Here is an 8,564-nt window from a genome sequence, read left to right as displayed (position 1 = left end):
ATTGTTGCGAAATCCGTTTTTGAAAATATAGACGAATTGCTTAAAGAATTAAAAGAAAAACCGGAGTATAAGCGATATTTTTGATTGCCGCACTACTTTTACTTACTTTTATCTCGATTTTGCTCCGTTTGATTACCCTTTGGCAAAAAAAGATACTTTCAGCAAAGGTTGAAAGTATCTTTTTATTTATGTTTATCACTTATTTACAACATTTTGAGGATTACCGCTTAAAAATGCCTTTAGATTTTCCTCAAGAATACCGAGAAGTCTTTTTCTTGTTTCGTATGCCGCCCATGCAATATGCGGTGTAATAAAGCAATTCTTTGCAGTCAGCAACGGGTTATCTGCGGTTGGCGGCTCCACCCTCAAAACATCCAATCCTGCCGCCTTTATATCACCGTTATTAAGAGCATTTGCTAAGTCAACATCATTTACCACGGGACCTCTTGATGTGTTAATGATAATTGCATCCTTTTTCATTTTGGAAATTGCGTCCTTATTAATAAGGTTTTCCGTTTTGGGAGTTAACGGGCAATGGCATGTAATAATGTCACTTTTACTGCAAAGCTCATCAAAATCTACAAACCTTACATCGCTAAACTCATCAGGCTTTGGGTGCGGAGTAAAAACCAACACATTCATACCGAAAACCTTTGATATTTGCGCAACCCTTTGACCGATAGATCCAAATCCTACAATACCGATTGTTTTTGAGTCAAGCTCTGTAAGCGGAGCCTTCCAAAAACAAAAATCAGGACAGGCAGTCCATTCTCCGTTATGAACGGCGTCACTATGCATTGTCACCTTGTTTGTTATCTGTAAAATAAGAGCAAAAACAAGCTGTGCTACTGCTGATGTTGAATATGACGGAATGTTTGAAACAACAATTCCTTTTGCCTTTGCGGCATCGCAATCAACAACATTATAGCCTGTTGATTGAAGACCTATATATTTAAGATTTGGCATTTTGTCAAGCATATCTGCCGTTATTACGGTTTTGTTTATAATAAGAATATCGGCGTCCTTTGCACGTTCAATAACCTCTTCGGGCTTTGTTCTGTCATATACAGTAAGCTCTCCGTATTGCTTAAATGTTTCCCAAGACTGATCACCGGGATTTGTTGTATAGCCATCAAGATTTACAATCTTCATTATACCACTCCTTTACAGTACAAATTATATCCCTTAAATAAAAATAAATCAACTGATTTGTTGAAAGAAAAGTAAATATATTGTATAATGTTTTCATATTATTAATGGTGATATAATGAAAAAAGCATTAATGATATTGTTATCAGGAATACTAATTATTACAGGATGTATAGAATTAAGCTTTAAGGCAGATGAAAAAATAGCCCAAGTTGTTTATCAAAGCTCGTATAAAAAAACAGTAATTATAGATGCAGGACACGGCGGAGCTGATGCCGGCACAATCGGCATTGACGGAGCTCTTGAAAAAAACATAAACCTTGCAATTGCCCTCAATTTGTATGATTATTTAATGGTTAGCGGTATAAATTCCGTTCTTATACGCTCGGGAGATTACGAGTTATATAAACCCAATGAGCCGCGAAACAGATCGGATTTGTACAATCGAATGGATTTTATTAATTCAATTCCAAATGCTGTATTAATATCCATTCATCAAAATCATTTTAGCGATGAAAAAGAGTGGGGGACTCAAATTTGGTATGCTACGGGAATTAATGAAAGTAAAACTCTTGCTGATAAAATATTAAAAAAAATTAAGTCAACTATTCAGCAGGACAATAACAGAGAAAATAAAGAATCAGGCGATGAATATTACATATTGTATAATGCTATGCATCCGTCAATAATGATTGAATGTGGCTTTATGAGTAATAATGAAGAAAATAAAAAACTGCAAGATAAGGAGTATCAAAAGGATTTTGCATATCTTATTCTTGCAGGAGTATGTGAGGACGTATAAATGGCAGGTAAATCAAAATCAATTTATGTATGCAGTGAATGCGGTTACGAAAGCGTAAAATGGTATGGCAAATGTCCGGGCTGCGGCGAATGGAACACTATGGATGAACAGGCACCCGTATCTGCATCCAAGGGTTCCTATAAAAGCTCTTATTCGGTTAAGCCGGCACTAAAGCTTAATGATATCAACAGTGATATCGAAAAAAGATTAACCACGGGAATTAAGGAATTTGACAGAGTTTTAGGCGGAGGAATTGTTGAGGGAAGCCTTGTTTTACTGTCAGGCGATCCGGGTATAGGTAAATCAACAATTCTTCTTCAAATGTGTCAGTATTTAGATGTAAAAATACTGTATATAAGCGGTGAGGAATCATCAAGGCAAATTAAGCTAAGAGCGAACAGACTCGGTATCGATAGCGATAATCTTTACATATTAGCAGAAACCGATGTAGCCTTAATAGTAGAAACAATAAAAGCAGAAAAGCCTCAGTTAGTTATAATTGACTCAATTCAAACAATGATGATTGACGAGGTTTCTTCATCTGCAGGAAGTATTACTCAGGTAAGAGAATGTACAAATGTCTTTATGCATCTTGCAAAATCACTTGGAATACCAATTTTTATTGTAGGTCACGTTAATAAGGACGGTGCTATTGCGGGACCAAAGGTATTAGAACATATAGTTGATACTGTTTTATACTTTGAGGGAGAGCGCAATTATTCATACAGGATACTGCGCAGTGCAAAAAACAGATTTGGTTCAACCAATGAAATCGGTGTGTTTGAAATGACTCAAACAGGAATGAGAGAGGTAGAAAATCCGTCATTGATGATGCTTTCAGGCAGACCGAAAAACACAAGCGGAACCTGCGTTGCATGTACCATGGAGGGCTCAAGACCAATTTTGGCAGAGGTTCAAGGGCTTGTGACATCATCAGGATTTGGAACTCCAAGAAGAATGAGCACAGGCTTTGACTACAACAGAATGAATATGATAATTGCAGTGCTTGAAAAACGTGCAGGATATTTATTTAACGGGATGGACACATACCTGAACATAGTTGGCGGACTAAAGCTTTATGAACCGGCTGCGGATTTGTGTGTTGCTATGGCTTTAATTTCATCACTAAAAGATAAGCCGTTAAATGAAAATACATTGGCATTTGGTGAAATAGGATTGGCAGGAGAAATCAGAGCCGTAAACAACTGTGAGCAAAGAATTGCAGAAGCACAAAGGTTAGGCTTTACAAAATGCATTATACCGTTTCATAATTACAAGGCATTATCAAAGGAAATAAAAATCAATATGGACATCGTTCCTGTTAGAACAATTCGTGCTGCATTTGATGCAATTACTGAAATAGAATAAAACAAAAATTAGGGGCATTTGCAAAAGATAACGCAAAGCCCCTAATTTTAATGTTTTCAAACTCCCCTTTATTTCGCAAAATATTAATTTTGCGAAATTAGATATTTTTTAATGTAGATATAAAAACAACCGCAAGGCTACTCCCTGCGGTTATTTTTGTTTCTTATCATTATCATTCTTTTGTAATGTTACTATGACAATAAAACAAATAGTGCGTTTAATAATAGCACTAAAAGAAAAAGCCATTCGCTCGATGAAATAACCAAGATACTCGAGAAAATGGCAAACGATACATAATTGTATCAAGTACCGAGGCATACATAGTACATCGGTACATTTTTATTATATCACATTTAATCAAAAAGTCAGGTATAACTTACTTTTTTATATTGATTATCCTCCCCTATTTTGATACAATAATTATAATTTATAAAAGTTTTGCGAAATAATTGTTTTAAGAGGTGTTAGTTATAGTATGAAAAGAGAGGATTTTTTTAGGCTTCCTCAGCTTGTGCAGGATTATTTAACATATGTTGAAGCTATCAAGGGGCACAGCTCATTATCCGTATTAGAATACGCAAGTGATTTAAGAACATATTTTAGATTTATGGTTAAGCACAAGGGCTTATTCCCTGTCGATACTCCTGACAACGAGCTTGATTTAACCATTGTTGACATTAATTTTATTAAAACAATTACCCTAAATGATACCTATACATTTCTTATATACTGCAAAAATGAAAGACGAAATAATGAGGCAACAAGAGCAAGACGTGTTGTTGCAATCAGAAGATTTTTCAGCTATCTATCGGAAAACCTTGGCTTACTCCCTGCCAATCCCATGAAAAATCTTGACGCTCCTAAAACAAAGAAATCGCTGCCGAAATACTTAACATTAGATGAATCCAAAAAGCTTTTATCGGTTATTTCCGGTAAAAATAAAGAACGTGATTTTGCTATCATAACATTGTTTTTGAACTGCGGAATACGTTTGTCGGAGCTTGTTTCAATAAATTACAACGATATAAAATCAGACGGCACTATTGTAATCACAGGTAAAGGAAACAAGGAGCGAACAATTTACCTTAATCAAGCCTGCATTGAAGCAATAACGGCGTATATGAAGGTTCGACCAAACGACAAGGTTAAGGACAGAGCCTTATTTTTAAGCAGCAGATACCAACGAATAAACCCAAGAACTGTTGAAATGATGGTAAACAAATACATTGATATGGCAGGCTTGGGAGGCAGAGGCTTATCCGTACACAAGCTTCGTCATACCGCCGCAACCCTGATGTATCAACACGGTAATGTAGATGTATTGGTTCTAAAGGAAATATTAGGTCACGAAAATCTTGGAACGACAGAGATTTACACCCATATTCAAAGTGACGCATCAAAGAACGCAGTTGACTCAAATCCCCTTGCAAACAGCAAGCCGAGCTTCAAATCTTAATTATTGAGTTAAAAAGATACATCATTATTGAATTCAGTATTGATATGCTTATAATACCAATACAGTAAAGCATAAATTTTTTAAGATATTGCTTTAGGTCAATTTCAGACTCGAGATTATTTTTTGATATGTTAAACAAAGACCTGCTTAAATCCTTGGAATCCTTAATTGTGTAAAACAGTAAAACCAAAAACGCTGTCGCTTCGGGTATAATCATTAAAACAGAATACCCTATTCCCTTTACGCTGTATAAGCTGTATATGAACGAAAGCTTTAACGAAAGCTCAACTCCGCATACCAACGGTATTATATTTATTACCGGAAACCCTATTAAGCACAACCCAAGCAGAATTGTAACAACATATACCAAAACGTAAATTGATAGCCTATCAACAATAATATTGATTAGGATATCATTTTTTATTAATATAAAATCTTCAATTGTACTTGAATACTTTGACAAATTTAATGCTCTGAACAACCATACACCAAGCACCATACCTGCAATGTAAAAAACCAACTGATATAAAAATCGTAGATTGTCCTGCGTAAATACTTCTATCTTACTGTTATTCATCGGCAGATTTAATTCACTCATACTACACCTTAAATCCTTTTGATTTTTTAGCACACACCAAAGCAGAAGCAAAGCCGGATGCAACAATCACAACCAATGATATAACAGCCTGCATAAAAGATTTATTAACAAATGAATTTATGACTGAAATAAGCATAAGAGGAATGTTTGCAAGCATACTCATAAGAATAAGGCTGTTTTGGAATTTGCAGGTTGACACAAAGGAGGTAGCAAACGCCGAAAGCATTAAACAAATATATCCGAACCAAGAATAATAGCTTTTATCTAAATCAAGCTTTAATGCTATATAGGAAAATACTGCCGTAAATAATAAAACACATATTATGGATGTTATTATTGATTTTACGGTAAATACAGCTAAAATACTTTTGTTTTTTTTCATAAAAAATCCCCCGAATCCTTATTAAAGGATATTCGGGGGATTTACTTTTTATAACATTATTTATCGGATTTCTTATCAGACTTTTCAGTCTTTTTAGCTTCCTTCTTTTCCTTTGCGGCTTCTCTTGCCTTTTCAACTTCTTTTTTGTGTTGCTCTGTCTTTGTAACATTTGTATTTACAGCCCAACGTTGAATTTTCATCTTGTTTCTGTCAGCGCCTGTTTCAATAATCAAATCTTCTTCTCTGATTGTAACAACCTTACCGACAATACCGCCGATGGTAATAATTTCATCACCGATTTCCAATGATGATCTCATTTCCTGTTCTTCCTTTTGGCGCTTCTTTTGAGGTCTGATCATCATAAAGTACATAACTGCAACAAGTACAACCATAAGTACAATATATGAAGATGAACCTGCCTTGCCTTGTGCAGACTGCTGTGCTGCCATTTGCAATAAAATTGGATTCATAATTTTCCTCCTAAAGATACATTAAGTATTTTAATTATATAGTATTAACAGAATAAAATCAAGAATTATTTTTATATCCTTGTATCAAGTCTGTCAACATATTCATTTTTGAAATCTTCAAATGAATTGTTTTCAATATTTTCTCTGATTTGAGTCATCAAATTGTTATAAAAATACAGGTTATGCATAACCGCAAGCCTCATTCCAAGCATTTCTCCCGCCTTGAGCAAATGCCTTACATAAGCACGTGAAAAGTTCTTGCAGGTAGGACAGTTACATTCCTCATCAATAGGATGGTCATCAAGTATATATTTAGCGTTATTAATATTTATAATACCTTTTTTTGTAAAAAGCTGTCCATGACGTGCATTTCGTGCAGGCATAACACAATCAAAAAGGTCTACTCCCCTGCTGACTGCCTCAATAATATTTCCCGGAGTACCTACGCCCATAAGGTATCTTGGCTTGTTTTCGGGGGCAAAAGGCTCAACAGCGGATATTATTCTGTACATATCCTCCTTGGGCTCACCGACAGCCAAGCCTCCTATCGCATAGCCATCCAAATCCATTTTTGCAATTTCCTTCATATGCTCTATTCGTAAATCATCAAAGGTACAACCCTGATTTATACCAAACAGCATTTGATTTTTGTTTATTGTATCAGGCTGTGAATTAAGCCTGTCCATCTCTTTTTTACAACGCTCAAGCCATCTTAACGTTCTGCCGCAGGCTTCCTTTGAATATTCGTATTTTGCAGGGTTTTCAACACATTCATCAAACGCCATTGCAATTGTTGAGCCGAGGTTTGACTGAATCTGCATACTTTCTTCGGGACCCATAAATATTTTTCGTCCGTCAATATGCGAATTAAAGGTAACGCCGTCCTCGGTAATTTTGTTTAGCTTTGCAAGTGAAAATACCTGAAACCCACCTGAATCCGTTAGAATAGGTCTGTCCCAATTGGTAAACCTGTGTAGTCCGCCTAATGCTTTTACCTTATCATCACCCGGTCTAACGTGAAGATGATAGGTGTTGCAAAGCATAACCTGCGCGCCGACATCCTTTAGGTCCACCGTTGACAATCCACCCTTTATAGCGGCAACGGTTGCAACGTTCATAAAGCAAGGGGTTTGAACAGTACCGTGAACAGTGGAAAATTCTCCGCGTCTTGCCTTGTTTTCTTTTTTTAATAATTTGTAGCTCATAACTGCTCCTTATTTTGTATCGATAAACAAACACGCATCGCCAAATGAAAAAAATCTGTAACGTTCATCAACAGCAATTTTGTACGCATTCATAACATTGTCGTATCCGGCAAATGCCGAAATAAGCATTATCAAGGTACTTTCAGGCAGGTGAAAATTTGTTACCAAGCCGTCAATACACTTAAACTCATATCCGGGATAAATAAAGATTGATGTATCATCCTCGTCCTCGCAAATGCATCCGTTTTTTGTAGCTACCGATTCGAGAGTTCTTGTGCTTGTAGTTCCAACGCTGATTACTCTGCCACCGTTTGCCTTTGTTTTATTTATTAAATCAGCGGTTTGTTTGCTGACGTGATAATGCTCGGTATGCATCTTATGCTTTGTAACATCGTCAACCTTAACAGGTCTGAATGTTCCAAGGCCGACATGAAGGGTTACATATCCTATTTTTATGCCTTTTTGCTCTATTCTTTTAAGAAGCTCATTGGTAAAATGTAACCCTGCCGTCGGAGCAGCAGCCGAGCCAAGCTCTCTTGAATAAACGGTTTGATACCTTTCACCGTTTTTTAATTCCTCCGTAATATATGGAGGAAGGGGCATTTTTCCGATTTTGTCTAATATAGTATAAATTTCCTTTGAATCGCACTTAAATTGAATTTTTCTGTTACCGTCATCGGTAATATCAACTACTTCACACTCAACTAATCCTTCACCAAATACAAATTCCGTGCCTATCTTTGCTCTTTTGCCCGGCTTGCAAAGACATTCCCAAACATTATTTTCACTTTGCTTCAAAAGTAAAAATTCAACAACTGCACCTGTTTGCTTTTTTACACCGTAAATTCGTGCAGGAATAACTCTTGTATCGTTAAGAATAAGACAATCATTTGGATTAAGATAGTCGATTAAATCCTTAAATATTCTATGAGTTACCTCACCTGTATTCTTATCAACAACCATTAATCTTGACTGATCTCTCGGTTCTATAGGAGTTTGAGCAATAAGCTCCTGTGGTAAGTCATAATAAAAGTCAGATGTTTTCATAATTTATCCTCAAAATATATAATTTATCAATTGACATTTATACTGTCTCTTATACACATCTGACGCTGCCGACGACTCCTTACGTGT

The 8,564-nt window shown here is 35.9% G+C and carries 9 protein-coding genes; 3 read left to right on the top strand and 6 right to left on the bottom strand.

Annotated elements, in window-relative coordinates; translation table 11 throughout:
• Positions 1 to 195: 195 nt before the first annotated feature.
• Positions 196 to 1,152: a D-2-hydroxyacid dehydrogenase gene (locus tag Q0P34_RS08085; RefSeq protein WP_294955273.1), complete on the bottom strand. Its 957-nt coding sequence runs from the start codon at positions 1,150 to 1,152 to the stop codon at positions 196 to 198.
• 115 nt (positions 1,153 to 1,267) lie between these two features.
• Here Q0P34_RS08085 and Q0P34_RS08080 point away from each other — a divergent pair, with 115 nt between their 5' ends.
• The 3 genes from Q0P34_RS08080 to Q0P34_RS08070 all read left to right on the top strand — a co-directional run bounded on the left by Q0P34_RS08080 (position 1,268) and on the right by Q0P34_RS08070 (position 4,775).
• On the top strand, positions 1,268 to 1,951 hold the full coding sequence (locus tag Q0P34_RS08080) for an N-acetylmuramoyl-L-alanine amidase (protein ID WP_294955271.1): 684 nt from the start codon (positions 1,268 to 1,270) through the stop codon (positions 1,949 to 1,951).
• Positions 1,952 to 3,319, top strand: coding sequence for a DNA repair protein RadA (radA, locus tag Q0P34_RS08075; RefSeq protein ID WP_294955269.1), 1,368 nt, complete (start codon positions 1,952 to 1,954; stop codon positions 3,317 to 3,319).
• A 475-nt stretch (positions 3,320 to 3,794) separates the two neighbouring features.
• The gene (locus Q0P34_RS08070) at positions 3,795 to 4,775 is read left to right on the top strand and encodes a tyrosine-type recombinase/integrase (RefSeq protein ID WP_294955267.1); all 981 of its coding nucleotides are present in this window, start codon (positions 3,795 to 3,797) and stop codon (positions 4,773 to 4,775) included.
• Here Q0P34_RS08070 and Q0P34_RS08065 read toward each other — a convergent pair.
• The 5 genes from Q0P34_RS08065 to queA form a co-directional block, all read right to left on the bottom strand.
• Entirely contained in the window at positions 4,765 to 5,373 is a 609-nt protein-coding gene (locus Q0P34_RS08065) for a stage II sporulation protein M (protein WP_294955265.1), read from the bottom strand. The two genes, Q0P34_RS08070 and Q0P34_RS08065, sit on opposite strands and share 11 nt — an antisense overlap.
• Before the next feature lies 1 nt (position 5,374).
• The gene (locus tag Q0P34_RS08060; protein ID WP_294955263.1) at positions 5,375 to 5,755 is read right to left on the bottom strand and encodes a DUF3792 family protein; all 381 of its coding nucleotides are present in this window, start codon (positions 5,753 to 5,755) and stop codon (positions 5,375 to 5,377) included.
• A 56-nt stretch (positions 5,756 to 5,811) separates the two neighbouring features.
• Positions 5,812 to 6,225 carry a preprotein translocase subunit YajC gene (gene yajC / locus Q0P34_RS08055; RefSeq protein ID WP_294955261.1) on the bottom strand — a complete coding sequence of 138 codons (414 nt, stop codon included), beginning with the start codon at positions 6,223 to 6,225 and terminating at the stop codon, positions 5,812 to 5,814.
• A gap of 71 nt (positions 6,226 to 6,296) precedes the next feature.
• Positions 6,297 to 7,430: a tRNA guanosine(34) transglycosylase Tgt gene (gene tgt, locus Q0P34_RS08050; protein ID WP_294955260.1), complete on the bottom strand. Its 1,134-nt coding sequence runs from the start codon at positions 7,428 to 7,430 to the stop codon at positions 6,297 to 6,299.
• 9 nt (positions 7,431 to 7,439) lie between these two features.
• Positions 7,440 to 8,477 carry a tRNA preQ1(34) S-adenosylmethionine ribosyltransferase-isomerase QueA gene (gene queA, locus Q0P34_RS08045; RefSeq protein WP_294955258.1) on the bottom strand — a complete coding sequence of 346 codons (1,038 nt, stop codon included), beginning with the start codon at positions 8,475 to 8,477 and terminating at the stop codon, positions 7,440 to 7,442.
• Between the last annotated feature and the right edge of the window lie 87 nt (positions 8,478 to 8,564).

Origin of the sequence: uncultured Eubacterium sp. (assembly GCF_945980375.1) — a bacterium.
Classification (GTDB): domain Bacteria; phylum Bacillota; class Clostridia; order Oscillospirales; family Acutalibacteraceae; genus Eubacterium_R.
The sequence above is the reverse complement of the archived record's forward strand: the minus strand, read 5'-3'. Positions and strand labels throughout refer to the sequence as shown.

Excerpts from the sequence above, each read along its gene's own strand:
- Q0P34_RS08065 (WP_294955265.1), bottom strand. The coding sequence starts at position 5,373 with ATGAGTGAATTAAATCTGCCGATGAATAACAGTAAGATAGAAGTATTT.
- Q0P34_RS08070 (WP_294955267.1), top strand. The coding sequence starts at position 3,795 with ATGAAAAGAGAGGATTTTTTTAGGCTTCCTCAGCTTGTGCAGGATTAT.
- Q0P34_RS08080 (WP_294955271.1), top strand. The coding sequence starts at position 1,268 with ATGAAAAAAGCATTAATGATATTGTTATCAGGAATACTAATTATTACA.
- yajC (WP_294955261.1), bottom strand. The coding sequence starts at position 6,225 with ATGAATCCAATTTTATTGCAAATGGCAGCACAGCAGTCTGCACAAGGC.
- Q0P34_RS08085 (WP_294955273.1), bottom strand. The coding sequence starts at position 1,152 with ATGAAGATTGTAAATCTTGATGGCTATACAACAAATCCCGGTGATCAG.
- Q0P34_RS08060 (WP_294955263.1), bottom strand. The coding sequence starts at position 5,755 with ATGAAAAAAAACAAAAGTATTTTAGCTGTATTTACCGTAAAATCAATA.
- queA (WP_294955258.1), bottom strand. The coding sequence starts at position 8,477 with ATGAAAACATCTGACTTTTATTATGACTTACCACAGGAGCTTATTGCT.
- tgt (WP_294955260.1), bottom strand. The coding sequence starts at position 7,430 with ATGAGCTACAAATTATTAAAAAAAGAAAACAAGGCAAGACGCGGAGAA.
- radA (WP_294955269.1), top strand. The coding sequence starts at position 1,952 with ATGGCAGGTAAATCAAAATCAATTTATGTATGCAGTGAATGCGGTTAC.